Source organism: Sphaerisporangium siamense (assembly GCF_014205275.1).
In the GTDB taxonomy this organism is placed as follows: Bacteria; Actinomycetota; Actinomycetes; order Streptosporangiales; family Streptosporangiaceae; genus Sphaerisporangium; species Sphaerisporangium siamense.
Map to the genome: position 1 here is coordinate 1089857 of NZ_JACHND010000001.1, position 26007 is coordinate 1115863.

At 73.4% G+C, this 26007-nt stretch carries 25 protein-coding genes; 7 read left to right on the forward strand and 18 right to left on the reverse strand.

All coding sequences use genetic code 11. The features are described 5' to 3' along the window. Window positions 1–50 precede the first annotated feature (50 nt). The 18 genes from BJ982_RS05090 to BJ982_RS05165 form a co-directional block, all read right to left on the reverse strand. Window positions 51–1286, reverse strand: coding sequence for an amidohydrolase (locus BJ982_RS05090; RefSeq protein WP_184877031.1), 1236 nt, complete (start codon window positions 1284–1286; stop codon window positions 51–53). Further along, window positions 1283–1891 (reverse strand): response regulator transcription factor, encoded by a 609-nt coding sequence (locus BJ982_RS05095; RefSeq protein WP_184877033.1) that lies wholly within the window; start codon window positions 1889–1891, stop codon window positions 1283–1285. Before BJ982_RS05095 ends, BJ982_RS05090 begins: the two co-directional genes overlap by 4 nt. After that, window positions 1888–3015 (reverse strand): sensor histidine kinase, encoded by a 1128-nt coding sequence (locus BJ982_RS05100; protein WP_184877035.1) that lies wholly within the window; start codon window positions 3013–3015, stop codon window positions 1888–1890. The genes BJ982_RS05095 and BJ982_RS05100 overlap by 4 nt, the downstream gene beginning before the upstream one ends. Further along, a complete protein-coding gene (locus BJ982_RS05105) occupies window positions 3012–3824 on the reverse strand; it encodes an ABC transporter permease (RefSeq protein ID WP_184877037.1) in 813 nt (270 codons plus the stop codon). The genes BJ982_RS05100 and BJ982_RS05105 overlap by 4 nt, the downstream gene beginning before the upstream one ends. Further along, window positions 3821–4741 (reverse strand): ABC transporter ATP-binding protein, encoded by a 921-nt coding sequence (locus BJ982_RS05110; RefSeq protein ID WP_184877038.1) that lies wholly within the window; start codon window positions 4739–4741, stop codon window positions 3821–3823. Before BJ982_RS05110 ends, BJ982_RS05105 begins: the two co-directional genes overlap by 4 nt. Further along, window positions 4738–5592, reverse strand: a complete 855-nt coding sequence (locus BJ982_RS05115) for a thiopeptide-type bacteriocin biosynthesis protein (protein WP_184877040.1) — start codon at window positions 5590–5592, stop codon at window positions 4738–4740. The genes BJ982_RS05110 and BJ982_RS05115 overlap by 4 nt, the downstream gene beginning before the upstream one ends. Continuing rightward, window positions 5585–7834: a hypothetical protein gene (locus tag BJ982_RS05120; protein WP_184877042.1), complete on the reverse strand. Its 2250-nt coding sequence runs from the start codon at window positions 7832–7834 to the stop codon at window positions 5585–5587. Before BJ982_RS05120 ends, BJ982_RS05115 begins: the two co-directional genes overlap by 8 nt. After that, window positions 7812–9326 (reverse strand): SagB/ThcOx family dehydrogenase, encoded by a 1515-nt coding sequence (locus BJ982_RS05125; RefSeq protein WP_184877044.1) that lies wholly within the window; start codon window positions 9324–9326, stop codon window positions 7812–7814. The genes BJ982_RS05120 and BJ982_RS05125 overlap by 23 nt, the downstream gene beginning before the upstream one ends. A gap of 8 nt (window positions 9327–9334) precedes the next feature. Next, the gene (locus BJ982_RS05130) at window positions 9335–11632 is read right to left on the reverse strand and encodes a TOMM precursor leader peptide-binding protein (protein ID WP_184877046.1); all 2298 of its coding nucleotides are present in this window, start codon (window positions 11630–11632) and stop codon (window positions 9335–9337) included. Then, window positions 11629–13317, reverse strand: a complete 1689-nt coding sequence (locus BJ982_RS05135; protein ID WP_184877048.1) for an ATP-binding cassette domain-containing protein — start codon at window positions 13315–13317, stop codon at window positions 11629–11631. Before BJ982_RS05135 ends, BJ982_RS05130 begins: the two co-directional genes overlap by 4 nt. Further along, on the reverse strand, window positions 13314–15461 hold the full coding sequence (locus BJ982_RS05140; protein ID WP_184877051.1) for an ATP-binding cassette domain-containing protein: 2148 nt from the start codon (window positions 15459–15461) through the stop codon (window positions 13314–13316). Before BJ982_RS05140 ends, BJ982_RS05135 begins: the two co-directional genes overlap by 4 nt. Continuing rightward, on the reverse strand, window positions 15458–16678 hold the full coding sequence (locus BJ982_RS05145) for a cytochrome P450 (protein ID WP_184877053.1): 1221 nt from the start codon (window positions 16676–16678) through the stop codon (window positions 15458–15460). The genes BJ982_RS05140 and BJ982_RS05145 overlap by 4 nt, the downstream gene beginning before the upstream one ends. A gap of 152 nt (window positions 16679–16830) precedes the next feature. Then, window positions 16831–16962 (reverse strand): hypothetical protein, encoded by a 132-nt coding sequence (locus BJ982_RS38955; RefSeq protein WP_260413719.1) that lies wholly within the window; start codon window positions 16960–16962, stop codon window positions 16831–16833. Window positions 16963–17010: 48 nt separating this feature from the next. After that, window positions 17011–17145, reverse strand: a complete 135-nt coding sequence (locus tag BJ982_RS38960) for a hypothetical protein (protein ID WP_260413720.1) — start codon at window positions 17143–17145, stop codon at window positions 17011–17013. Window positions 17146–17160: 15 nt separating this feature from the next. After that, window positions 17161–17310: a RiPP peptide gene (locus BJ982_RS05150; RefSeq protein WP_184877055.1), complete on the reverse strand. Its 150-nt coding sequence runs from the start codon at window positions 17308–17310 to the stop codon at window positions 17161–17163. Window positions 17311–17399: 89 nt separating this feature from the next. Beyond that, window positions 17400–18368: a TAXI family TRAP transporter solute-binding subunit gene (locus tag BJ982_RS05155; RefSeq protein ID WP_184877057.1), complete on the reverse strand. Its 969-nt coding sequence runs from the start codon at window positions 18366–18368 to the stop codon at window positions 17400–17402. Further along, window positions 18365–19771, reverse strand: a complete 1407-nt coding sequence (locus BJ982_RS40255) for a sensor histidine kinase (protein ID WP_184877059.1) — start codon at window positions 19769–19771, stop codon at window positions 18365–18367. The genes BJ982_RS05155 and BJ982_RS40255 overlap by 4 nt, the downstream gene beginning before the upstream one ends. Window positions 19772–19782: 11 nt before the next feature. Further along, the gene (locus tag BJ982_RS05165; RefSeq protein WP_184877061.1) at window positions 19783–20442 is read right to left on the reverse strand and encodes a response regulator transcription factor; all 660 of its coding nucleotides are present in this window, start codon (window positions 20440–20442) and stop codon (window positions 19783–19785) included. A 438-nt stretch (window positions 20443–20880) separates the two neighbouring features. On the opposite strand from BJ982_RS05165, the gene BJ982_RS05170 reads away from it, so the two are divergent. The 7 genes from BJ982_RS05170 to modA all read left to right on the forward strand — a co-directional run bounded on the left by BJ982_RS05170 (window position 20881) and on the right by modA (window position 26002). Next, the gene (locus BJ982_RS05170) at window positions 20881–21417 is read left to right on the forward strand and encodes a toxin-antitoxin system HicB family antitoxin (RefSeq protein WP_184877063.1); all 537 of its coding nucleotides are present in this window, start codon (window positions 20881–20883) and stop codon (window positions 21415–21417) included. Next, window positions 21417–22358, forward strand: coding sequence for a DUF4097 family beta strand repeat-containing protein (locus tag BJ982_RS05175; RefSeq protein WP_184877065.1), 942 nt, complete (start codon window positions 21417–21419; stop codon window positions 22356–22358). Before BJ982_RS05170 ends, BJ982_RS05175 begins: the two co-directional genes overlap by 1 nt. Window positions 22359–22375: 17 nt before the next feature. After that, window positions 22376–23341 (forward strand): ATP-binding cassette domain-containing protein, encoded by a 966-nt coding sequence (locus BJ982_RS05180; RefSeq protein WP_184877067.1) that lies wholly within the window; start codon window positions 22376–22378, stop codon window positions 23339–23341. Next, window positions 23338–24141, forward strand: coding sequence for an ABC transporter permease (locus tag BJ982_RS05185; RefSeq protein WP_184877069.1), 804 nt, complete (start codon window positions 23338–23340; stop codon window positions 24139–24141). The genes BJ982_RS05180 and BJ982_RS05185 overlap by 4 nt, the downstream gene beginning before the upstream one ends. Further along, window positions 24138–24665 (forward strand): DUF1707 SHOCT-like domain-containing protein, encoded by a 528-nt coding sequence (locus BJ982_RS05190; RefSeq protein WP_184877071.1) that lies wholly within the window; start codon window positions 24138–24140, stop codon window positions 24663–24665. Before BJ982_RS05185 ends, BJ982_RS05190 begins: the two co-directional genes overlap by 4 nt. Window positions 24666–24783: 118 nt before the next feature. Then, window positions 24784–25194: a TOBE domain-containing protein gene (locus BJ982_RS05195; RefSeq protein WP_184877073.1), complete on the forward strand. Its 411-nt coding sequence runs from the start codon at window positions 24784–24786 to the stop codon at window positions 25192–25194. A gap of 25 nt (window positions 25195–25219) precedes the next feature. Further along, window positions 25220–26002 carry a molybdate ABC transporter substrate-binding protein gene (gene modA / locus BJ982_RS05200; protein WP_184888446.1) on the forward strand — a complete coding sequence of 261 codons (783 nt, stop codon included), beginning with the start codon at window positions 25220–25222 and terminating at the stop codon, window positions 26000–26002. The last annotated feature ends 5 nt before the right edge of the window (window positions 26003–26007 follow it).

Genomic DNA, 26007 nt, shown 5'->3' on the forward strand with positions numbered 1-26007 from the left:
AATTCCCGGGCCGTTCCAGGCGATGGCGCGCCGGCACTCTTAAGACAAAATTAGTCCTCCAGGAAATGCGCGAGCGCGGCCACGGTCAATGCGGCGGTGCCCGTGCGCAGGGTGGGCTCGGGGTCGGGGGCGAAGCGCGGCGAGTGGTTGGCGGGCACGGAGGCGAGCTTGGCGAGCGGCGTGTCGCCGGGCGCCCCGGCCCAGGACCCGGGCGAGAGCGAGCCCACGTACCAGTACGCCGTGGGCACCTCGCCGGCCGCGGCGAAGTGGGGGAAGTCCTCGCTCGCCATCGTCGGGGGCTGGAGCGCGACCGGGCCGAGGCAGCTCTCGTGCGCCCGGCGCACCCGGCGGGCCGCCGCGTCGTGGTTGCGGTTGACCGGGGCGCGGGCGGTGACGGCGATGTCCGGGTCGGGGGCGGCGGAGGCGGCGCACTCGGCGCGGACGACGCGGGAGACGGCCGCCACCGTCCGGTCCACCTGCTCGTCGGAGAACGCGCGCACGGTGATCGACATGGTGGCCGTGGCGGGGATGACGTTGGACCGGCTGCCCGCGTGCAGGGATCCGACCGTGACCACCACGGGCTCCAGGGGGTTGGTCTCGCGGGCCACCACCGCCTGCAGCCGGGTCACGACGGCGGCGGCGGTGACGACGGGGTCGATCGCGAGGTGCGGGGCCGCCGCGTGCCCGCCCTCGCCGTGGATCGTGACGTCGAGCTGTGCCGTGCCGGCCATCAGCACCGGGCCGGCGCCGTGCGCGACCGTTCCGGCGGGCAGCGGGATCAGGTGCTGGGCCAGGGCGACGTCCGGGCGGCCGAAGCGGTCGTACAGGCCGTCGTCGAGCATGGCGCGGGCGCCGGTCAGGGTCTCCTCCGCGGGCTGCCCGACCGCGAGAAGCGTGCCCGACCACTGGTCGCGGCGGCGGGCCAGCAGGCGTACGGCGCCGGCCAGGCAGGCGAGGTGGGCGTCGTGGCCGCAGGCGTGCATGGCGGGCCCGCGCGCGCTGTAGGGGAGGCCGGTCTCTTCGGCGAGGGGCAGGGCGTCGAGCTCGGCGCGGAGCAGCACGGTGGGACCCGGCCCGTTGGCGAGCACGCCTACCACACCGTGCCCGCCAACGGACCGGAGAACCTGGAGGCCTTCCGAGCCGAGCCTGGCGGCAAAGGTGTCGGCCGTGCGGTTCTCCTCCCCGGAAAGCTCGGGATTCTGGTGGATATCCTTATACAAATCCACCAAAACCCCGACATTTCGGGGTAAGTCGGCGAGTACGGCCTGTGCCTTTGCTCGCATCATAACCAGCCCGCCGTGCTCGCGGCACGGTACGCGGCCACCTTGTTGGCCACGCCGAGCTTGGTGATGGCCGAGGACATGTAGTTGCGCACGGTTCCCTCCGACAGGTGCAGGCGTCCGGCGATCTCGGGAAAGGTGAGCCCGTCGCCGGACAGCCGGATGATCTCGGTCTCCCGCGGCGACAGCGGGCTGGTGCCCAGCGCGACGGCCTCGGTGGCCAGCTCGGGGTCGATGTAGCGGCCGCCCCGATGGATGGTCCGCACGGCCTCGGCGAGCGCGCCGGCCGACATCGTGCCCTTGGACAGGAAGCCCCGGACCCCCGACCGCATGGCGCGGTGCAGGTAGCCCGGCTTGGCGTGCCCGGTGAGGATGACGATCCCGCGCCCCGGGCGGGCGGCGGCCAGGAGGGACGCCGTCTGGAGGCCGTCGAGCCCCGGCATGTCGATGTCGAGCAGCACGACGTCGGCGTCGTGCCGGTCGGCCAGGCCGGCGACCAGGTCGCCGCGGTCCGCGGTGCCGACGACCTCGATGTCGTCCTCCAGCGAAAGGATCATCTCCAGCGACTCCCTGATGAGCCGCTCGTCGTCGGCGATCACGACGCGGATCATGTGCGCGCCCCCTTGGTGAGCGGCAGGTTCGCCCGCAGCGTGAACCTGCCCAGACTGGATTCCGCGCTGAACTCCCCGTCCACGGCGGCCACCCGCTCCGCCAGGCCGGTGAGCCCGGAGCCGGAGGCGCGCAGGGAGCCCGCGCCGTCGTTGACGATCTCCACGAGCAGGTCGCCGCCGCTCACCCGCAGCTTGATCGTGCAGGTGGTGGCCTTGGCGTGGCGCAGGATGTTGGTGCCCGCCTCGCGGACGATCCACCCGGACACCTCCTGCACGTCCTGGGGCAGCCCCACCGGCGCGGCGTCCGCGTCGCACCGGATCCCGGCCAGCTCCAGGATCGAGCACACCCCGGCGACCTCGTCGGCCAGCGTGGGGTTGCGGTAGCCGCGCACGAGACTGCGCAGGTCGCGCACGGAGTCCGCGGCGAGCTGCCGGGCGCTCTCGATCTCGGTGGCCGCCCGGCGCGGATCGCGCTCCAGCAGCCGCAGCGCCACCTCGTTCTTCAGCCCGATGACCGACAGCGCGTGCCCCAGCACGTCGTGCAGGTCGCGGGCGAAGCGCAGGCGTTCCTCCACCACGGCGAGCTGGGCCAGCTCGGCCCGGCCGCGGAAGACCTCCTCGGCGAAGTGGCCGAGCCAGCCCAGCGCGCCCACGATGATCGCGGTGAGCGCCGTGCGCAGGATCAGGTCGACCAGGTCGAGCCCGCCGAGCGGCGCCAGCTCGGCGCCGCCGACCAGCGCCTGCCCGGTCAGGAGCAGCGGGACCGCGACGAGCGTGCGGCGCGGGGCCAGGGTGATGGCGGCGAACCCGGCCAGCAGAGCCGGCAGGGCCAGCCAGAGCGGCCCGAAGCACAGCGGCATGGCGAAGGCGGCGCTGCCGCAGATGGCCAGGTCGAGCAGGCGCCGGTCACCGCCCGCGCCGTAGGTCAGGGTCTCCCCCACCACGCGGAAGGCGGTCGCCAGGAACGCCGCGACCCCCAGCCCGGCCAGGACGATCTGGCCTGGGCTGGGGGGCGGGACGGCGGTCAGCCAGTACGCGGCGGGCTCGCCGACGTAGCCGATCGTGACCAGGACGATCACAGCGGCCACGGCCCGCGTGACGCGCTGCGGGGTGAGCAAGGTCATTTGTGTCGAGGATCCCACCGGAAGAACTGCTGGGCCATCCCGAACCCGATGCCGATCCAGGCGCACATCACGCCGAGAGGCTCGGCGCAGGCGTGCAGGGAGCCCAGGAAGTCCACCTGCTGGGGGATCGCCGTGCCGGCCGGGTCGCTGGCGAAGTCCAGCCCGAGGTAGGCGGTCCTGACGATCGCGGCGACCGCCGTGCTGGGCAGGAACTGCGCCGGAGTCTGCAGGAAGTCCGGCAGGCTGGACAGGGGGGCGAACACCCCCGAGCCCGCCGCCATGAGCGCGATCACCGGGGTGACGATCCAGGTCGAGGCCTCGGCGCTGGGCAGCAGTCCGGAGAAGCCGATCGCGATGACCGCGAACATCATCGCGCCCAGCAGCACGGCGAGGATGAGCAGCGGGACGTTGCTGGGGACCGGGGAGTCCAGCACGACCAGCCCGACCGTGACCAGGACGGCGATCTGGATGACGCTCACCACCGTGCCGCTGACCGCCTCGCCGGTGAGGATGGCCATGTCGCTGAGCGGCGTGCCGCGCAGCCGCTTGTAGATGAGCCCGTCCCGCCGGGCCGCCGCCGAGTTGATCACGTTGTAGACGATCCAGAACAGCGTGAACGCGATGAACCCGGGCAGCAGGAACACCCCGGCGTCGAAGCCGAACAGCGTGCCCTTGCGGTGCTGGCTGATGGGGTAGGCCAGCGCCAGGCCGAGCGGCACGAGGACGGCCGTCAGGGCGAAGCCGATGTCGCGCCAGTAGACCCGCTGCGACAGCAGGAACTGCGCGTGGAAGTGCCGTAACCAGGTCATACCACTGCCCTTCCCTGCGCCGCGACGTCGAGGAAGACGTCCTCAAGGGAGGCGGCGCGCACCTCGAGGTCTTGGAGACCGACGGAGTTCTGCTCGGCCCAGGTCAGCAGGGCCAGCAGCGTCGCCTGCGGTTCGCCGGTGAGGATCTCCAGCACCGGGCCGCGCTCCTCCACCCGGGCTCCGGGGAACACCGGGAGCCGGTCGGCCCGGGTCGAGGCGTCGGCGCGGAAGGTGATCCTGGTGTCGGCGCCGCGCGCGATGACCTCGCTCATCGGGCCCTGGCGGACGATCCGCCCGCTGTCCATGATCGCCACATGGTCGGCGAGGAACTCCGCCTCCTCCATATAGTGCGTGGTCAGCAGGATGGACACGCCCTCACGCACGATCCCGGCGAGGTAGCTCCAGGTGGCCCGGCGGGCGTCCGGGTCCAGGCCGGTGGTCGGCTCGTCGAGGAAGAGGAGCCGCGGCCGGCCGAGGACGGCCAGCGCCAGGTCCAGCTTGCGGCGCTCGCCGCCCGACAGCCACCGCACCCGGGTCCTGGCCTTGGACTCCAGCCCGACCAGTTCCAGACTCTCGGCGACGCCGCGGGGGTTCACCGTGAAGCGCCGCCACGCCTTGATCGTCTCGCCGACCGTCAGGTCCTGGAAGAACCCCGCCTCCTGCAGCATGACGCCGATCCGATCGGCGATCTTGGCACGCTGCGCGAAGGGGTCGTGGTCCAGGACCCGTACGGTGCCGGCCGAGGGCTTCAGGTAGCCCTCCAGGACGTCCATGGTGGTCGTCTTGCCGGCGCCGTTCGTGCCGAGAAGGGCGAACACTTCACCGGGCTGCACTTGAAAGGAAATATCGTCGACAGCGGTGAAGTCCCCGTATTTCTGGCGGAGGCCGTGGACTTCGATGACCGGCTTCTCTGTCATGATCCGACCTTAGAAATCTCCGCCGCGTCGCCGGTAGGCCGATCCTTCAGAACCTCGGTGTGACAGGTGTCATGCGCCTCCACCCACAGCAGACGGGCTATCTGCGCCTCCTCGCCCGGGGCCACCCCGAGGCGGTTGTTCATCAGGTGGATGTGGTGAAAGGCCAGGGTGAAGTCGGTACGGGTGCGCGGTCGCGCGGCCGAGCCCAGCATCGCCCAGAAGTCGCCGGCGTAGCCGGTGAGCACCCGCCGGGCGTGCGGGTCGGCCAGGACGCCGTCGATGTGGGCGCGCAGCTTCGCCGCGGGCGCCCGGCCCGGTCCCGGCGCGACGCGGGCGGTCGCCGGCACCGGCCAGACGGCCGTTCTGAGGCCACGGCCCGACCAGTACCACGCGTACTGGTGCAGGAACGCCACGCGCGAGCGTGGCGGCAGCCCGCGGACGATGAGGTCGGTGTGCGCCGCGCCGCACAACACCCGGGCGGCACGGCGCCGGGCGCCCGCGCAGGCGAGCGCGGCCTCGCTGCCGAGCTGGAAGACGCGTTCGGCGAAGGGCACGCCCGCCGCGCCGTACTTGTCGTGCTCGGGTTCGTAGAGCCGTTTCAGCACGGACTCGGCGCGGGCGTTCAGCGGCCCGTCCAGCTCGTCCTCGTAGGCGGCGATCTGGTCCTGCTCGCCGTAGAGGCGGAGGCGGAGGTGGAGGCCCAGGAGGTCGATGTACTGGAGATAGAACCACTGCAAATCAGGAAATTTCGTCTTTAGATTGCTGATGGCCGGGCTTACCACGTCCGCGAGAAGGTCGCGGATCTTGTCGAGGTCGGTGACGTAGGCCCGGTAGTACAGCCACTCACCCATGGCGCACCATCACTCCGTACTCGGTGGCGTGCTCGTCGCCGTGGTCGTCCCTGCCGGGCAGCGCCTCGACCAGCTCGACCACCGCCGCGTCCCCGCGTACCTGCCGCAGCGCCGTCCACACGGCGAGCGGGTGGTCGAACCCGAGCCACTGCGGCTTCTCCGGGCGCGCCACGCCCGCCCGCGGCCCCCGCTGGCGCAGGAAGACCTCCGCGGGCAGGCCCAGCCCCGTCCGCCAGCGCTCGACCTCCGCCAGGAAGCCCACCAGGTCCGCGCCCGGCCGGGGGATCTCGTCGGGCGCGACCCGCCAGCGCTCCCGCCGGTAGACGACCCCGTCGCGTTCCAGGCGCGGGACGTGGCCGGACGCGTCGCCGCCGGGCGGGGACGCCGTCCATGGGTCGCACAAGGTGTGGACGACCCTCTCCACGCCGCGCATCAGTGCCGGCGGGATCGCCCCCAGGTAGGCGAGGGCGGCGGGATGGCCGGTGTGATCGGCCGCCTGGAGCGTGCCGGTGCCGGGATCGTGCCGCAACGTGAACCCGCGCAGGTCGGTCACCCCCTCCCCGGCCAACTCCGCGCCCCAGGAGACGTACGGCAGGCTCCTCAGGGCGGGACGCTGGAAGTCCACCCAGTCGGCGTGGGCGGACCACTGGTAGACGCGGCAGCCGGGATGGCGCTCCCCCAGCCACGCGGCGATGGTCGCCGCCAGCGCGTCGTGCAGCTCCGGCACCACCGCCCAGCGCGCGATCAGGCCGGCGAACCCGGAGTGCACGCGGTTGACGACCAGCAGGTCGCCGGCGGTCTGGTAGAAGACGGTGCTCATGGCGGCCCCGAGCGTCCCGTGCCCCCCGAGGCCGTGCCGCGCCGGCGACGGCCGGTCGGCCGGGAACGGGTCCATGCCCGCCGTCGTGAGGAAGTCGTAGCAGAAGGCCAGCAGGTCGGGCGCGGTCCCGCCGGCGCCGTGCCGGTGCAGGAAGAACTCGACGAGCCGGTCGTACAGCGCCAGCCGGCGGACGCCCGGCGTGAGCGTGCTCGCCACCTGTGCCAGCCGCTCGTCCGGCCCGCGCGCCGCGCTCCCGTGCGCGACGACCTCGTGGAAGAGCGGCACGGCGTCCAGCCAGCGCGGCGGCCGTCCGAAGGCGGAGGCGAGCGCCTGCCCGCAGGCGGCCGAGCCGGCGACACGGTCGGCGGCCGGAGCCCGCGCGAGCTCCGCCTCCAGCCGCGCCGGCCCGGCCACCGCCCCCGCGAGGTCCTCGCCGGCGGCATGCGCCGCGAGCGCGGCGGACAGCGCCGTGAAGTGCCGTCCGTCCGCAAGCGCCCAAGGGGTGACCGGCAGCAGCAGGCCGGTGGCGATCATGCGGCGGGCGGCGCGCAGGGGGACGTCCATCAGCTCGGCCGCCCTGCGCAGCGGCACGGCCCCGGCGGGCAGCCGCGCCCAGGCGTCCGCGTCCCCGCAGTCGGTCAGCTCGTCGTCGCGGAAGAACACCCCGTGGGCGCGGGTGTAGACGGGCAGCAGCCCGCGCACGCGCCCCCCGGCCACGCGCAGGCTCGGGTTGCGCACCACCGGCTGCCAGGACGGCCCGTCGGGGCGCTCGGCCAGGTCCCGCAGCAGCGCGAGCGCCGCCGTGCGCGAGGAGGACACCGCCCGCCCCGCCCGTCCTCCCGGCACGCCCACCGTGGCGAGGCCGGCGAACGGGCTCGGCTTGAGCGCCGTCCTGGTCAGGTAGGACACGGCGCTGCGGACCAGCCGCGCGTCACGGTCCGGCGCCCGCGCGGCCAGCAGCTCGGCGGTGAACAGGGGGCCGGCCAGCGCGAGCGCCTCGAGGATGCCGGGCGTCCTCAGCCACCGCAGCGTCGCGCGGACCGAGGCGGCCAGCTCGGCCTCGGCCGCCTCCGCCGCCTTGGCCAGCCACTCCTCGTGCCCGGTGACCGCCTGCGCGAAGGCCGTGAGCAGGTCGGCGGTCGCCGGGTCGGCGTGGGCCAGCACACGCGCGCGCACCGCCTCAGGCGTGGCCCTGAGGTTGTGGCTGTCGCGGCGGATCCGCAGCGCGGCGCGGCGCACGGCGGGGGCCAGCGCCGGCACCAGCCGGTAGAGGGCGTCGCCGAGCGGCCCGGCCAGCGCCTCGGCCGTCGCCCGGCAGGCGAGGGCCTGCCGTACGGCGGCCATCGTCTCGGGCGCGGCCAGCGCGTCCACGGCCCGCACGGGCAGGCCGCAGACCCGCTCAACCAGCGGTGGCCTGGCCATCGATCTCTCCGCGCAGGATCGCCTTGGCCTTGACGGCCCACTCGGGGTCGTTGCCGGGGCGCCAGTCGGGGGCGCGCCCCTCGGCCTCCGCGGGCGGCAGCCGCTCGGGCAGGCTGCCGAGCAGGAACTCGCCCACCGCCGACTCCCGCAGCCAGTCCAGGCCGAGGATGCGGCTGGAGGGCTCCAGGCTGCCGCTGCCCAGCCCGCACGGCGCCAGGCCCATGGCGGTGGCCACCAGGTACATCGTCTGGTACAGGACGCCGACGTGCTTGAGCGTGACGGCGTAGGCGATGGACTGGTACTTCCACGACAGCCGCTGGAAGCGGGAGGTGATCGTGACGACGATGTCGGGGTCGGCGTACCCGCCGGTGGACAGGGAGCCGAGCCGGGCCAGCGTCTCCCGGTCGTCCTCGGCGGCGTTGACCAGGTGGAGCCGGTGCGCCTCCGGGTCGTAGTAGTAGATGCCGGGCTCCAGCCCCTCGCAGCGGCGCACGGTCAGGTAGAGGCTCAGCTCGTAACTGGCCCCGCCGCACGGCCACGGCAGCGTCGCGCCCTCGTACGGCATGCCGTCGCCCGTGCGCGGCCCGTACCGGCCGCGCACCCGGTGGACCCGGTAGAGGAACTCGGCGAGCTCGCCCAGCGCCATCGGCCGGGGCCCGTAGTCGCGGACGGACTGACGGGCCTCCATGGCGATCAGCAGCCCGGGGTCGCGGGCCGCGATCTCCTCGAAGTCCGGGCGTGGCAGCGCCAGCCCCTCGCCTTCCGGCGCGGGGCGGACCGCCGGCAGCGGCTCGATCGACCCGCGGTGCGGGAAACGGCCGCCGAAGAGCTCGTCGTGCCTGCCGGTCCTGCTGCGCGAGTGGAACAGCAGGTCGTGGAACTCCCACTGGCGCAGCACCGGGTCGTCGGGCGCGTCGGCCCGTTCCACCAGCTCCACTCCCGCCAGGTGGGCGAGCAGTTCCTCCACCAGGCCGATGGGCAGGTCGGGCCCGGCCAGCTCGACCGCGGTCGTCTCCTCGGCCAGCCCGCAGAGCAGGGCGCGGGCGGCCGGCGTGCGGGCGACCACGCGGAACAGGCTGAGCGGCGACTCCACGACCAGCCGGCCGTCCCTGGCGCGCAGGTAGGCGAAGCGCGACAGGCGGACCGGCGTGCGCGGGCCGATCGCCGTCGGTGTGTACGCCGCGTCGCGGGTGCGCGGCTCGACCCGCAGGTGGTCGAGGCCCGCGGCGGGCAGGCTGGTCACGACGAGGTGGCCGAGCCGGGTCAGGACGTGGCCGACCTCCGGCGCGTCCCGGAGCAGCTCCTGGTCGGAGGTGGGCCCCTTGAGCAGCCTCAGCAGGGCCTCCTGGACGGCGGGGCGCACGTTGCGCAGGCGGAGGCCGCCCCAGTCGCCGAGGGTCACCTCCAGCCCGTTCCCGCCGTCGCCACCGTCCTCGTCGAGGGACCGCGCCGCGACGCCGTCGCGGAACACCAGGTACCTGTCTGCGATCATGGCATCTCCTAGAGGAACATCGCGATGGGGTTGAGCTCGTCCTCGGTGCGGGGCCGGTCCAGCCAGCCCAGCTCGACGGGGACGTCGTAGAGGCGGCCGGGCGCGTAACGCGGCCAGAAGTGCCTGAGGCCGGGCACCATGACCTTCACCACCGGCAGGCCGATGTCGGGCCGGGTGTGGTCGAGCACGAGCATCTCCAGCCCCTTGGACTCGACGACGTGCCGGGCGAGCGCGACGTCGTCGAGCAGGTCGGCGCCCGTGGGGTCGGTGAAGTCGGCGGCGGTCCGCGCGGGCGCGTCCTCGGCCGGCAGCAGGTGGTCCTGCTCGTCCAGCACGGCCGTGCGCCACCAGTGGAGCTGGTCGGGGTCGTCGAAGGCGTAGGCGCCGGTGCCGTCGGCGTTGACGCCGATGACGGCGGTGAGGAACTGGTTCATCTCGCTGAGCGCCCGGCCGATGGCGACCTTGACGTCGAAGTGGGCGCCGAAGGAGAACAGGATGTCCTGCACCGGCTTGTCGACCCGGTGGGAGACCGCCACGACCGACGGGACGCCGAGGTCGTTGGTGATGTCGAGGACCCACGTCTCGCGGCCGAGCGAGCGGTACCACTCCCGCCACCGGCCGAAGTACGGCACGTCGAAGGTGGACAGGTCGATGGCCGGGCGGCGCAGCCGGTTGTACCACCACATGGCGACCGTGTCGCGTTCGACCAGCTCCATGAAGCCCTGCAGCACGGCGTCCTCCAGCGAGGTCCCGGCCGCGCAGCCGTTGGAGTCGGCGCCGGTGAACATCGGCCCGGCCGGGTTCGGATAGCTGAAGAACAGCCCGGACGTGGGGAAGTACCGCCGGCGGCCGTGGGTGAGCGACCACATCGGGGTCCACTCGATGCGCGCGTCGGGGTCGAACGGGACGGCCACCCGGTGGAAGTGCGAGGGCCGGGCGTTCCAGGCGTCCCGGTCGGCGAACTGGCGATCGCTGTAGAGGTTGACCTCGTTGGGCGCGATGGCGGCCTCGGGGCCGAGCTCCCGGTAGGAGGCCGTGACGCGCTCCTCGTCGCCGTGGTACAGCACCGAGTACCGCTCGATGGCCTCGCCGACCGCGCTGGCCCTGGCCTGGACGTCCGACATGCCCTTGCCCGAGCTCATGCTGCGCAGCCCGGCCCGCAGGTCGGCCGCGTTCCGCATGGGGACGGCGAAGTTCTGGCCCGCGGTGTAGGCGTGCAGCCCGTCCACCTTCAGCGGGATCTTGATCAGGTTGCTGATCGTGCCGGTGACGGGGCTGATCAGGTGGGCGTGCGCGTCGAGGAACTCCTGCGGGTCCCGGGCCCGGTGGCCGCCGTCGGAGACGGCCGCCTTGGGCGTGCTCCGCAGCGTCACCGGCCTGCGGTGCCGGGCGGACTGCAGGCCGGGGTCGCCGCAGCGGGGGCACTGGGGGCGCTTCGGCACCGCGTGGTGCCGGACGTCCAGGGAGAGACCGTCGACGGTGATCACCTCCGCCTGCTCCACCGGGAGCAGGCCGGGCAGCTCGCCGTATCGGGCGCGGCGCTCGCGGTCGGCGCGGAACACCCCGGTCGCCCACTTGGCCGCGTGCAGCGCGGCCAGCCTGGTGGCCAGGCTCACCGACACGGGGGTGCCGGTGATCGAGGACACCTCCAGGCCCTCGGGCAGGGCGTCCCGCTGCCGCAGGTAGGAGGCCAGCATGTTCTTGGCGGCCAGCCGGACGTGCAGGCATTCGTAGCATCCGGTGACGCCCGCCTCGAAGATCGGCCCCACCCATATCGTCACGCCGACCGGCTTGACCGGCAGCCACGGCGTGGACATGCCGAGGTCGCGCAGCTCCGGCCGCAGGTAGTCGTCGGTGAGCACGACGCGCAGCGCGGGCGGCTCGTCGCCGCCGATCCCGAGCCCGGCGGCGCGGGCGGCTGCGGTGAACCACTCGGCGCGCACGTCGCCGACCGCGACCACCTCGACCGGGGTGGCCGCCGGCGCCGCCAGGGCCGCGTCGCCGTCCAGCCCCGCGGCCTCCCAGTACCCCGCGGCGCGGGCGTCGCTCCCGGGGTCGGCCTCGATCACGTGGCCGGCGGCCATGAGCCGGTCGAGGCCGCGCTCCACGCGCGCGGCGGGGAACTCCTCGGCGAGCAACATCACGATGTCCTGCCGGCTGTGCTTGCCGTCGAGCAGCGGCGCCATCTTCTCGATCAGGACGCCCTCCAGCCGTGTCCGGCCGGGCCGCTCGGAGGTCAGATAGACGGCGTCTCCCGGCACGACGTAGGGGATGACGTACCGCTTGAAGCGGATGGTGCGGCTCACAACCTCTCCTCTCGTAGCGCCCCGTCGGCGACGACGAGGACTCGGTCCGCCTGTCGGATGGTGCTGAGCCGGTGGGCCACCACGACGCGGGTGATCCCGAGATGGGCGACGGCGTCCGCCACCTCGCTCTGCACCTGGTTGTCCAGGGCGCTGGTGGCCTCGTCGAGCAGCAGCACGCGAGGCCGCTTGGCCAGGGCCCTGGCGATGAGCAGGCGCTGGAGCTGGCCTCCGGAGAAGCCGGCGTCGCCGTCGCTGACCCGGGTGGCCAGGCCCATCGGGAGCGCGCGCAGGTCGCCGGCGATGCCGGCCAGCTCGGCCGCCTCCCAGGCCAGGTCGTCGTCCTCAGACCGGCCGCCCAGGATGACCGAGCGCACGTCTCCCCGCGGGGCCGTGCCCTGCTGGGGGACGTAACCGATCCGCGCGCGCAGCGCGTCCAGGTCCAGCGCGGCCAGGTCCTGCCCGTCGTAGCTGACGCGGCCGGAGAGCGGCCGGTCCAGGCCGAGCATGAGCCGCAGCAGCGTGGACTTGCCCGCCCCGGACGGTCCGGTGACGGCCACGAACTCCCCCGGCCGGATGCTCAGGCTCACGCCGTCGAGGATCGGCCCGCAGGCGGTCCGGCAGGCGGTCCGGCAGTCGGTCCCGTCGTCGGTCCGGTAGGCGAAGGAGACGTTCTCCAGCTCGATCAGGCCGGTCGGCTCGGACGGCGCGACCGCCGCGGGCGGGCTCTCCGGCCGCGCGGTCAGGATGGGACGCAGCCGCGCGTGCACCGGGCCGACGGAGAACAGGAGCTGGAGCACCGAGTTGAGGCGGCCGAGGGCCATCGTGAGCTGGATCGCCGCGATCGCGATGACGAGGTACGCGGAGGGGTCCCGCCCGGCCGCCGGCGCGAGGGGCAGCGTGACGGCGAGGAAGGCGGGCTGCGCGGCGGCGATGAGCGCCGCGGCGCGCTCGGCGTACCGCAGGCCCGCGTCGTCGGCGGTCTTCTGCCGGTGGAAGGCCCGCTGCCAGCGGTCGATGACGACGGCCTCCGCGCCGTAGGCGTGGATCTCGTCGATGCCCAGCAGCGCGGGGTACATGAGGGCCTGGACGTCGTCCACGCTCTCGTAGACCTCCTCGTCGTGGCGTTGCTGCCGCCGGGCCAGCCAGGCCAGTCCGGCCAGGATCACGGCCGACAGCGCGAGGGCGGCCACGCCCAGCCACGGGTCGAGCACGGCGAGCAGGGTCAGCGCCAGCGCGGTGAACAGCGCCCCGAGCAGGGCGTCGAGTCCGCCGGAGCCGAGCATGCCGCGCAGCAGGCCGACGCCCTGCGCCCGGCGCAACAGGCGGCGCACGGGGTGGCGGCGGAAGAAGGGCAGGTCCAGGCTCAGCAGCCGGTCCCAGACCGCCGGTTCGAGCGTCCGCTGCATGTGGCTCTGCGTCCGGGTGGCCGCGCGGTCCCGCGCCGCTCCGAGCAGCGTGGTGAGCAGCAGGGCGGCCGGGAGCGCCGCGGCGCACGCGACCGCGAGGCCGGTCCGGCCCGCGGTGAGGGCGCCGATGAGCAGCAGGGCGCCGACGGGCGTGGCGAAGTTCAGCACGGCGGCGATCAGACCGGCCCCGGTCGTGACGGCGACGTGCCCGCGCCCGCCGCGCAGGGCGAACCCGAGCAGGCGGCGGCCGGTGAGCCCGGCGTGCGGCAGGCGGTTCATCGGGCGTTCCCCATCAGCTCGGCGTAGGGCCCGGGGCCCGCGGCCAGCACGGCGTGGGAGCCGCGCTGGACGACCTCGCCCCGGTCCATGACGATCACCTGGTCGCCGGGCCGTACCGTGGTGAGCCGGTGGGCGATCTCCACGATCGTGATGCCGCGGCGGCGCAGGCGCAGGTCGATCTCCCGCTCCAGCTCCTCGTCCAGGGCGTTGGTGGCCTCGTCGAGGATCAGCACGCTCGGCTCGCGGCACAGCGCCCGGGCGAGCGCGAGGCGCTGCCGTTCGCCGCCGGAGAAGTTGCGGCCGTCGGGGTGGACCCTTGCGTGGTCCGGGCCGCCGCGCAGCTCGATCACACGGTCGAGGCACACGGCCGCCAGCGCCTGGCGCATCTGCCACTCGGGCACGCCGGGGTCGCCGAAGGCGAGGTTGTCGGCCACGGTGCCCTCCAGCAGGACGGGCTGCTGCCCGACGTAGGCGACCGAGCGCAGCCACAGGTCGCGGGGCAGTTCGCCGATGGGGGTGCCGTCGAGCAGCACCTCCCCCGTCCACGGCCGCGCGGCGCCGATCAGCACCCGGGCCAGGGTGCTCTTCCCGCTGCCGCTCGCGCCCGCCACGACCACGCGCGATCCGGGCGGCACGTCCAGGGACAGGCCGTGCAGCAGGGGCGGCCGGTTGGCGTCGTAGCCGAAGGTGATGTCGCGCACCTCCAGGTGGCCGGGCAGCGGCGCGAGCGCGGGGTCGTAGGAGGCCGGTACCGCGTAGCGGGGGTCGGGCACCGGCTCCTCGACGTCCTCCAGCATGGCGAAGGCGCTCCGCAGCCGGCCGAGGTCCAGGCCGGAGCGGGCCAGTCCGGCCGCGCCCGCCTGGAAAACGCCGAGCAGCGTGAGCATGGCGACGTTGTCCGGCACGCCGGCGTGCCCGGCCGCGACCTGGAGGGCGCCGATGACCAGGACGGCGAGCCCGGTGACGGCGTCGATCGCGGTGATCGCCGCGGTGTGCCGGCGGCGTACGCCGGCCATGCGCTCGGCGAGCTCGACGCCGCGTTCCTGCGTCCGCACCCACTCGCGCAGCAGCTCGGCCGCGCCGCCCTCCGCCTTGACGGCCTCGATGCGGCCGAGGCCGGCGAGCATCTGGCTCTCCTGGGTGAACTGCTCGGTCATGGCCTCGCCGTGCGCCCCGCGGACGCGGTCGGCCGCACGGCGGATCACGACGGCGTTGAGGCCCGCGCCGGCCAGCGCGATCGCCGCGGGCAACGGGGCGAGCACGGCCATGGCGACCAGGACGGCGGCCAGCGCGACCGCGTTGGCGAGCGCGGGCAGCACCATGGTGGTGATCTGGAGCGCGATGGTGTCGGGCAGCTGGGTCCTGGCCGCCACACCGGCGGTGAACCTGCGGTGGAAGTACGACCCGGGCAGGCGCAGCAGCAGCCGCACCAGCCGCCGGGAGCGCTCCAGGGCCATCGCCAGCATGATCCGGTCGAGCAGGCGCTGCTGGACCAGCACGCCGACGGCAACTCCGGCGGTGAGCGCCGCCAGGCCGAAGCCCGCCAGCCGCCCGAGGTCGTCCCGGCTTCCCCACATGACGGCGCGCACGGCGAACGCCGCGCCGATGGAGCAGGCGACGGCGAGCAGCCCGGCCAGCGTGGCCAGGGTCGCGAGCACCGCGTACGGACGCAGCCACCGCAGGCTGGTCCCCAGCACGCCCCGCGGGCGGCCCTCGGCGCGGAAGTCCGGGCCGGGAGAGAACAGCAGCGCCACGCCGGTGAAGGCGGCGGCGAACTCCACGGGGTCGAGCGCGCGCCGGCCGACGGCCGGGTCGTTGAGCATGACCCGCCCCCGCCGCGAGACCCCCTCGAAGACCGCGAAATGGCCGCGGTGCATCAGCAGCACGGCGGGGGCGGGCAGCCCGGCGGGCACCGGCTGCGCCGGGGTGAGCGTGACGCGCTTGCCCTCCGCGCGCAGGCCGTACTCCTCGGCCGCCCGCACCAGGGCCTTCACCGGCAGGCCGTCGCGTCCGGCGCCGCAGGTGGCGCGCAGTTCGTGGCGCGGCGCGTGCCTGCCGTGCCAGGCCAGCACGATGGCCAGGCAGGCGGCGCCGCAGTCGGTCTCCTCGGCCTGCAGGACGGACGCGGTCCTGATGACCGTCATGCGGCCACCTCCGCCGGGATGGACAGCGGGAGCGTGGCCGGGCCGTGGAAGGCGAGCTCGTCGCGCCAGGCCAGGCCGGTGGCGTCCACCACCGGCGCCGGCGTCATCCGGGCCAGCCGCCGCAGCACGGCCTCGGCCTGCAGCGGCGCGAGCGCGGCGCCGACGCAGAAGTAGGTGCCGTGGCCGAACGACACGCCGGCCCCGCGTTCCCGGTCCGGCCGGTACGCCAACGGGTCGGGGAACCTCGCGGGATCGAGGTTGGCGGCGGCGTACAGCAGCAGCACGGTGTCTCCCGCCCGGATGTCCAGCTCACCCGTCCGGATGTCGCAGGTCGCGACGCGGGCGCCCATGACGGTCGGGGTGTGCAGGCGGACGGCCTCGGCGAACACCGCGGGCGCCGGCCCTGGGTCCGACCGGAGCGCGCGTGCCACGCCGGGGTTGCGGTGCAGGCAGAGCAGGGTGTTGGTGAGGCCCACCGTGACCGTGTCGAAGCCGGTCATGAACAGCAGCATGATGAGGTTCACGACCTCGTCATGATCGATCGCGCCCGCCTCCTTGGCCGCGTTCAGCCGGGAGACCAGGTCGAGGCCGCCGCGCCGCCGTTCCACCAGGTCGCCGACGTAGTCGCGCATGCGCGCGAACTCCGCCTCGGACATGGGGTCGGCGCCCGGTTCCGCGCCGCCGGGGAAGCTGCTGTGGATGTGCGCGGTCAGGGCCTTGGCCCACCGCAGCACCTGGTCCCAGTCCTCCTCGGGCAGTCCGAGCATGGTGCAGGTGACCAGGACGGGCAGCGGCACCGCGACCTCCGAGACGAAGTCGCCCCCGCCGCGGGCGGCCATCCGGTCGATCAGCCGGTCGGCCAGCGCCTGGATCGGCGCGCGCAGCCGCTCGACCGCGCGGCCGGAGAACTCCTTGGTCAGCACGCCGCGCAGCCGGCGGTGGTCGGCGGCGGGCCGCGTGGACATGGACGAGCGGAAGAACTCGACGAACCCGGGGCTCGCCGCCCGCGTCCGCGCGGGGAAGTCCGGCGGCGGCATGACCAGGCCGGGGTTGACGGCCAGGGACGTGACGAGGCCGTGGCCGGAGACGATCCAGGCCCGGCGCAGGCGGACCACCGGAGCCCGGAGCGGGAGCCGGGAGAACAGGTCGTGGGCACGCTCGCCGCGGGCCTCGGCCGAGCACAGGTATTCAAGAACCTCGTGGGCGATTTCAGGCATGCCTCGGACACCTCTGAAGACGTGGACGGTTTTGCCGGCTCGGCGAATTGCCGCCGCCGATAGGGGATCGGCGGCGGCAATTTGAGGGAATTGTTGAAGTGGTAGGTTTCAACAATTCTTCCCGGGACCGTGGGCGGACGGATCCGGGATCATCAGGTGAAGCTGCCCAGGGTGCCGAAGGAGGCGGGGCAGGTGGCGCACCCCAGGGTGCCGAAGCAGTTGCCGGCGGCGGACTCGGTCAGGTCCTCGATGACCAGGTCGTCGATGTGCGGCGTCTCTCGCATTTTGCTCACCTCCCTCCGCGAGGGCCATGGCCCGGCGAGGGGCGCGGCTCAGTGCGAGGTCAGGCAGCCGTAGCTGCCGGCGGTGCTGGGGCAGCCGAAGGTGCCCGCGGTGCCAAGGCACCATCCGGCGCCCGTCTCGGTCAGGTCTTCGATGGACAGGTCCGCGATGTCGTCGTCACGCATGAGGAATCACTCCGATCAGGTGAAGGAGAAGGCGGTGCCCACGCAGGCGGGGCAGGTGAGGGTGCCGAAGGTGCCACCGGTGTTGGTGGTCCCGGCCGCGGCGGTCGCGCCGATCTCCTCGATGACGATGTCGTCGAGGTCGGCCGGCAGAGCGTTGAGTTCCATTCTTTTCACCCCGTTTCCATTTGGCTTACGAGGAGAAAGTAGCCCGGTGGGGAAATGCGGGTCAACGGCCTTAACCGAGTATTAGGATGTTAGGAAAAGGTTAAGCCGAGGCCGGTCGAGATGCCGAACTTCGCCTCGCGGTAATAGCGCACCGCGCCCGGGTGCAGCGGCACGGGCCCGCTGTAGACGGCGGTGCGTTCGTGCAGGTGGCGGGCCTCCGGGTGCGCCTGTTCCAGGGTGGTCCTGGACTCGAAGAGCAGGCGGGTCAGCAGGTACGCCACGTCGGCGCTCATGGAGTCGCGGGCCACCAGGAGGTTGGGCGCGCCCAGGGTGACCACCTTGGCGGCCAGGCCGTACACCTGGGCGGGGACCGTGCGCCGGACGTACACGTGGCCGTATCGGCGCACCAGCTCGGGCGCCTGGTCGCCGAGCGGCAGCAGCCGGATGGGGACGGCCGCGCCCAGCTCGGCGATGGCGGGGGTGGGCAGGCCGCCGGAGAAGAAGAAGCACTCGATGGCGCCCGTGCGCAGGGCCTCGGCGGCGTCGGACACGCCGAGCCGCTCCACCCGGCGCGGGCGCACCCGGAGCAGGTCGAGCAGGCGCAGCGCGACCAGTTCGGTGCCCGAGGCCGGCGGCCCCACCGAGACCACGGCCGCCGCCATGTCGGCCGGCGCGCGGATCGGAGAGTCGGCGCGGACCACGGCCTGCAGGTAGTCGTCGTAGAGCTGGGCCAGGCAGGTGATGGGCTGCGACCGGGCGAACGGCCGCCGTCCCTGCACCGCCAGCGCCACGGCGTCGATCGTGGCGAAGCCGAGGTCGGCCTGCCCCGCCGCGACGAGGTGGAGGTTCTCGATGGAGGCCCCCGTCTCCTTGACGGTCGCGTCCGTGCCCCAGCCGCTCACCACCGACGCGAAGGCCGTGCCCAGGGCGTAGTACACCCCGCCCCGCCCGCCGGTCGCGATCACCAGGCGGCGTATCTGCGTTCGCTGCGCCGAGCAGGCGCACAGCCCGCTCAGCACCAGTCCGGCCAGCACCGTTCGCCGGGTCGTGGAGGTCATGGCGCTCCGAGGGTTCCTAGGGGCACGTCGTCGGGACGGGCGGCCGTCAGACGCAGGCGGACCCGGGCGTCGAGCCCGTGGGGTCGCGCGTCGAGCAGCTCGAACTCCCCGCCGACCCGTTCGATCAGGGTCGCGCAGATGGTCAGGCCCAGGCCCGACCCGGCGATGTTCTGGCTCTCCGCGGCCCGCCAGAACGGCTCCAGCGCCTGTCTGCGGGCCTCCGGCGACATGCCCGGGCCGTCGTCCACGACGTGGACCTCGGCCCAGCCGCCCGCGGCCCTGGCGTGCACCTTGACGGTGCCGCCCGGCTCGCCGAACTTGATGGCGTTGTCCAGCATGGCGTCGAGCACCTGGCCCAGCACGCCCGCGCCGGATTCGGCCACGAGGGTGTCCTTGCCCTCGGCCTCCAGCCATACGCCGCGCCGCTCGGCGAACGACCGCCACGCCGAGGTCCGGTCCTTGACGACCGCGGTGACGTCCTCGACGCACGGCATGATCGTGTCGGAGTCGACGCGGCCGAAGGCCAGCAGGCCCTCGCACACCGTCGTGAGCCGGTCCACCTCCTCCACGCCGGCCGCCAGGTCGTGCGCGGCGGCCGGATGGTCGAAGGCCATGCCCTCCAGTTGCAGCCGCAGGACGGCCAGCGGGGTGCGCAGCTGGTGGCTCGCGTAGGAGACGAACGTGCGCTGGCGCACCACCACCCGCTCGATGGTCTCCCCCATCGCGTTGAAGGTCTCCGCCAGGCTGCGCAGCTCCGGCGGGCCGGCGTACGGGTCGGCGCGCGCGGTGAGCTCGCCTTCCGCGATCGAGGTGACGGCGCGGTGCAGGATGCGCACCGGCCGCAGGATCCAGCGGGTGATGGGCTCCAGGACCAGCAGGGCGACGGCCATGACGACGAGCGCGCCCAGCAGCAGCACGGTCCAGCGGTCCAGGATGCGCGAGCGCAGCGCGCGGGTCGGCGAGCTGGTGAGCACCGCGCCGATGCCCTCGCCCGCCTCGAACACCGGGCTGGCGACGACGAGCGGCTCGCCGTCCCAGGGCCAGACGACCCCGGCGGAGACCGCCCGCTCGCCCGACAGCGCCGTTCTGGCGGGCCCGGCCGCCACGGGGCCGAGGCGCCACACGTCCGAGGAGGTGGCCACGACCTCTCCCTGACGGTCGAGCACGAACACGTCCACGCCGAACAGCGAGCCGTAGCGGCGCAGCGCCTCGGCCATGTCCTCCGGCCGCGCCGAGGCCAGGGCGGTGGCGGCGAGCTGGGCGAAGCGCTCGGTGTCGGCCTGGCGGTCCAGCACGAGCGTCTGCGTGGCCGACCGGGCGGTGGAGACGGCCAGCGGCGCCGCCAGGGAGATCAGCGTCAGCGTGGCGAGGGACAGGAAGACGATGATCACACGGCGACGCACCGCGGCCGCCGTCAGATGGTCTCGGGAAGCGTGATCCGATAGCCGACGCCGCGGACCGTCTCCAGGACGGGGGGCCTGCCGAGCTTGGCGCGCAGGTTGGTGATGTGCACGTCCAGCGTGCGCGCGGCGGCCTTGCCGGTGTCCTGCCAGATCTCGCGCAGCAGTTGCTCCCGGCCGACAACCCTGCCCTCGTTGCCGGCCAGGCGCGCCAGCAGGCCGAACTCCTTCGGCGTCAGCGACAGCGTGCGCCCCGCCCGGTCCGCCGTACGCGAGGTGAGGTCGAGGGTGATGTCGGCGATCCTGATGGTGGAGTTCATGAGCGTGCGCGGGCGGCGCATGACCGCCTGCATGCGGGCTTCCAGCTCGACCATGCTGAACGGCTTGACGAGGTAGTCGTCGGCCCCGGCGCGCAGGCCCAGAATGCGGTCCTGCTCGGCGCCGCGGGCGGAGAGCATGATGATCGGCACGCTGCTGCACTCGCGGATCAGGCGGCAGAACGCGATGCCGTCGCCGTCCGGAAGGCACAGATCGAGCAGCATCAGGTCGTACCCGCTGGCCTTACCGGCGTCCTGACAAGTGGGAGCGTGCATGACCTGATTGCCGAATCGCCGCAATGCGGCGGTGAGCGCGTTCGCCATGCGTAAGTCGTCTTCGACCACCAGCACATGCATGCTATTTCGGTCACCCTCCGTGTCGCGACGCAGCACTCCGGTTACCGCTGACCGGCGTGGCGACCGGCTCAACTCACCTTTCGGTAAGCCAGCAAGGCGAAGCTTATACATTTCGTGCAATCCACATCAAGCCCGTGACCAGCGCCTTTACAACATCGAACTACTTAAAAGGAATATTGACTACTGAACTATCTTTTCTGCTGATCAGTGATCATGCATAGCGGCCGTCAGCTCCTGACAACCCTTTACGGCCAACGAAGGACGCGGCTTAGAGACATCCGTAATCGGGTGATCAGGAGGTTTCCGGCGGCGGCGCCTGCGGCGGGCGCGAGCACAGCCCTGACGGCACCGCCACCCCACGTGCGTGGTGCCTCCATGACGTCACAGCGGCGGCAGCATTGGGTTGTTATGACGCCATTATGGTGTCATGATGACGTCATGGACCTTGCGCCTTACGTCGACCACCTCCGGCGCGAACTCGCCGTGACCGCCGGGGCGGGCGGAGAGGAGGCTCGCGCGCTGGCCGAGCGCCTCGCCGCGACGCTCGAATCGGCCACCCGGCTCGCGCTGCTGGAGGCCCTCTCCGCCGCCGCGGACGAGATCACCCAGGACCTGGCCCCGGGCTCGGTCGAGGTGCGGCTGCGCGGGCGCGACCCCGACTTCGTCGTGACGCCACCGCCGCCGCCACCGGGCGCCCGCCCGCCGGAGGAGGACGAGATCGGGCAGGCCGGGCGACAGCCCGCCCCGCCACCGCCCCCGGACGCCGACGAGGGGGGGACGTCCCGGATCTCGCTGCGGATCCCCGAGCACCTCAAGCCGCGCATCGAGGAGGCGGCCGCGCGCGAGGGGCTGTCGGTCAACGCCTGGCTGGTCCGCGCCGTCGCCGCCGCGCTCGACCCCGGCAGGGCCGGCCCCCGCTCCGGGGAGCGCCCGGCGCAGCGGACCGGCAACCGCTACACCGGATGGGTGCGCTGATGACCACGCCGCCCCACGACAAGGGGTCAGGAACGCTCGCCTTCGACACCCCGGAACCCGTCCTCGCCCTCCTCGACCTGGCGAGCGCCACCGTCCGGATCAACGCGAGCGACCGCACCGACACCGTCGTCGAGATCCGCCCGAGCGACGAGCGCAACGACGCCGACGTGCAGGCCGCCCGGCACACCTCGGCCGACCACGCCGACGGCAGGCTCCTGGTGCGGACCGACAAGGAGCACGGGGGCCCGGCCTCCGGCTGGGGCCTTTCCCTCGGCAAGCTCGTCGAGTCTCCCGCGAGCTGGGCGCGTTCGCTGCTGCTCGGCCCCGGCTCGGTCGACGTGACGATCGACCTGCCGTCCGGCTCCCGCCTCGACGTCAAGACGGCGGGCACCGTCCTGTGCCGGGGACGGCTCGGCGAGGTGGCGGTCACCACGTCCTACGGCGCCGTCCGGATCGAGCAGGCCGGCGGCCGGCTCCGGGTGAAGAGCACCCACGGCGACATCTCGGTCGGCCACGTGTCCGGGCACGCCGACGTGGCCACGACCCACGGCGGCGTCCACATCGGCGAGATCGACGGCACCGCCGCGATCAAGACCGCCCACGGGGAGGTCCGCATCCGCGAGGTGACCGGCGACCTGCGGCTGAACAGCGCCCACGGCGACATCTCCGTCGGCCGCGCCCTGGCCGGCGTCACCGCCAAGACCGCGTACGCCAGCGTGGGGATCGGCGAGATGGTGTCCGGCTCGATCGTCATGACGACCACCGGCGGCGGCCTGGATCTCGGGATCCGGGAGGGCACCGCCGCCTGGCTGGACGTCAGCTCCACGTACGGCACCGTGGACGTCTCCCTCGACCCCGGCGACGACCCCGGCCGTACGGACCGGATCGTCGAGGTGCGGGCCCACACCACCCACGGCGACATCCTCGTTCACCGCTCCTGACGACCAAGGAGACACGCATGTCCGACGCGATCGTGGCCGAGGGCCTGGTCAAGAAGTACGGCGATGTGGCCGCCCTCGACGGGATGGACCTGACCGTCCCCGAAGGGACCGTGTTCGGGCTGCTCGGCCCGAACGGCGCCGGCAAGACCACCACCGTGCGAATCCTCACCACACTGCTCAAGCCGGACGCCGGCCGCGCCACGGTCGCCGGGTTCGACGTCGTCCGTGACGCCCAACGGCTGCGCGCGCACATCGGCGCCTCCGGCCAGTACGCCGCCGTGGACGACCACCTCACCGGCGCCGAGAACCTGGAGATGGTGGGCCGCCTCTACCACCTCGGCGTCGAACGCAGCAGGCTGCGCGCCCGCGATTTGCTGGAGCGCTTCGACCTGACCGACGCCGCCGACCGCCCCGTCCGGGGCTACTCCGGCGGCATGCGACGCCGGCTCGACCTGGCCGGCGCGCTGGTCGCCGCCCCTCCCGTGCTGTTCCTCGACGAGCCCACCACCGGCCTGGACCCCCGGGCCAGGATCGGCCTCTGGGACGTCATCGCCGAGCTCGTCGCGCACGGCACCACCGTGCTGCTCACCACCCAGTACCTGGAGGAGGCCGACCGGCTCGCCGACCGCGTCGCGGTGGTCGACCACGGACGCGTGATCGCGCTCGGCACGGCCGACGAACTGAAGGACCAGGTCGGCGGCGACCGGATCGAGCTGTCGGTGACCAGCGCGGCGAGCCTGGAGAGCGCCGCACGGACGCTGGCGCCGCTGGCCGTCGGGGACGTGCGGATCGACGCCGCCGCCCTGCGGGTGACGATCCCGGTCACCGGCGGTGCGGCCACCCTGACCACGGCGCTCGGCCGCCTGGCCGCCGAGCGGATCACCGTACGCGACGCCGGACTGCGCCGGCCGACCCTGGACGACGTGTTCCTGAGCCTCACGGGAGACGTGACCGGCGCGAAGACGAAGGAGACCGTCCGATGAACACCCTGCGGCTGGCCGTCGCCGACGGCGTGACGATCGCCAAGCGCAACGCCCTGAAGATCCGCAGAGCCCCCGACCTGCTGGGCGGCGTGGTCATGCTCCCGATCGTGTTCGTGCTGCTGTTCGCCTACGTCTTCGGCAGCATGATCGACCTGCCCGGCATATCGTACGCGGAGTACCTGCTGCCCGGGATCTTCGTCCTGACGATCGTCTCCAGCGCGCAGATCACCGGCTACACGCTGACGCAGGACCTCCAGAAGGGCGTCTTCGACCGGTTCCGCACCTTGCCGATGTCGCCCTCCGCGGTGCTCACCGGCCAGACCTTCAGCGACGTGATCATGAATGTGACCAGCATCGTCACCATGGCGCTCGTCGGGCTGGCCGTCGGATGGCGCGTCCACGGCTCGCCGTTCGAGGCCGCCCTCGGGTTCCTGATGCTGCTGCTGTTCGCGTACGCCTTCTCCTGGGTGACGGCCACGGTCGCGCTGGCCCTGCGCACGCCCGAGGTCTTCAACAACGTCGCCACCATCGTGACGTTCCCGCTGGTCTTCCTGTCCAACGCCTTCGTCGACAGCGCGCGGCTGCCCGGGCCGCTGAAGCCGGTCGCCGAATGGAACCCGGTCTCCACGCTCGTCCAGGCCGCGCGCGAACTGTTCGGCAACACCAGCCCGGCCCTCCCCGTGCCCGGCGCCTGGCCGCTGCGGCACGCGGTGCCGGTGTCGCTGATGTGGTCGGTCCTGCTCCTGGTGGTGTTCGTGCCGCTGGCCACGCGGCTCTACAAGAGAGCCGTCAGCCGATGAGCGACCCGGAGGCACGCGTCTCGGAGCAGGAGCGCGACAGGGTGGTGGAGCTGGTCCAGCGGGCGTACGCGGACGGCCGGCTCGGCGCCGCCGACCTGGAACGGTGGCTCGAACGGGCGCTCGGCGCCACCACCTCCCGCGAGCTGGAGCCGGTCGTCGCCGACCTGCCGGGCGACCCCGACGACGTGGTCCACATCACCACCACCGGCGGGCGCGTCACCCGGACGGGCGACTGGCACGTCCCTCGCCGGCTGCGCATCGACTCCGAGTACGGCAGAGTACGGCTCGACCTGTCCTCGGCCCACGTCCCCCATCCGCGGATCGACATCGAACTCCGGCTCGGGTACGGCGGCGCCACGATCATCCTGCCCGCCGGCGCGAGCGCGAACGCCGACGGAGTGCGCACCGATTGGGGCAAGGTGACCTGCAAGGCGGCGGGCCGCCAGATTCCGGGCAGGCTGCACGTCCACGTCACCGGTGAGCTCCCTTACGGCCGCCTGACCATCCGCACCGCACGGCGGTGACGCGGCCCGCCCTGCCGGAGTGCATGCCGTGGATGCCATGGCCGAGCCATAGATCAGCTCGCTGTTGCGGCGGACAAGTGGTATCCAGGCTGGAATCTGCGAAGGTATGGTGAGGCATGTGGCGACGTTCCGGATCAGTGAGGCCGCCGCGCTGCTCGGGGTCAGCTCGGACACCGTCCGCCGGTGGGTGGACGCCGGGCGGCTCGCGGCCGAGCGCGACGAGCACGGCCACCGGCAGGTGGACGGCGCCGACCTGGCCGCATTCGCCCGCGCCCAGATCGGAACGACCGGCGACGGCGGGCGCTCCTCGGCGCGCAACCGCTTCCGCGGGATCGTCACCGAGGTCCGCAAGGACGCGGTGATGGCCCAGGTGGAGATCGCCGCCGGTCCGTTCCGCGTGGTGTCCCTGATGAGCCGCCAGGCCGCCGACGAGCTCGGCCTCGAACCGGGCGTGGCCGCCGTCGCGGTGATCAAATCCACCAACGTCGTCGTGGAGATCCCCGACCACGCGCGCGTGGCAGGCCCCTGAGGAGTCCCCCTTGGCGTACAGCCGCATGTCCCGATGGGCCGTGGCCCTCCCCGTCGCCCTCGCGCTGGCCGCCCTGACCGGCTGCGGGTCCGGCACGCCCGCCTCCACGTCCGCCGCCTCCTCCGGCGGCGGCGCGGCCAAGACGCTGACGGTGTTCGCCGCGGCGTCGCTGACCGGCACGTTCACCGAGCTCGGCACGGCGTTCGAGGCCGCGCACCCGGGCACGTCGGTGAAGTTCAACTTCGGCTCCAGCGCCACGCTGGCCCAGCAGATCACCCAGGGCGCGCCCGCCGACGTCTTCGCCGCCGCCAGCCCCGCCACGATGAAGACCGTCACCGACGCCTCCCTGGCCGGCGCCCCGGCGACGTTCGCGCGCAACGAACTGGAGATCGCCGTCCCGGCCGGCAACCCGGCCAAGGTGGACGAGCTCAAGGACCTGTCCGACCCGAAGGTCAAGGTCGCGCTGTGCGCCCCGCAGGTGCCGTGCGGCGCCGCGGCGCTCAAGGCGCTCGGCGCCGCGGGCCTGAAGGTCACGCCGGTCACCCTGGAACAGGACGTCAAGGCCACCCTCACCAAGGTCGAGCTCGGCGAGGTCGACGCCGCCCTCGTCTACAGGACCGACGTGCTCGCGGCCGGCGGCGAGGTCAAGGGCATCGGCTTCCCCGAGGCCGGCCAGGCGATCAACGACTACCCGATCGCGGCCCTGTTCAACGCCCCCGCGCCCGACATGGCCGGCCGGTTCGTCGACCTGGTGCTCTCCTCGCGGGGCAAGGACGTGCTGGCCAAGGCGGGCTTCGAGACGCCCTGACCCCT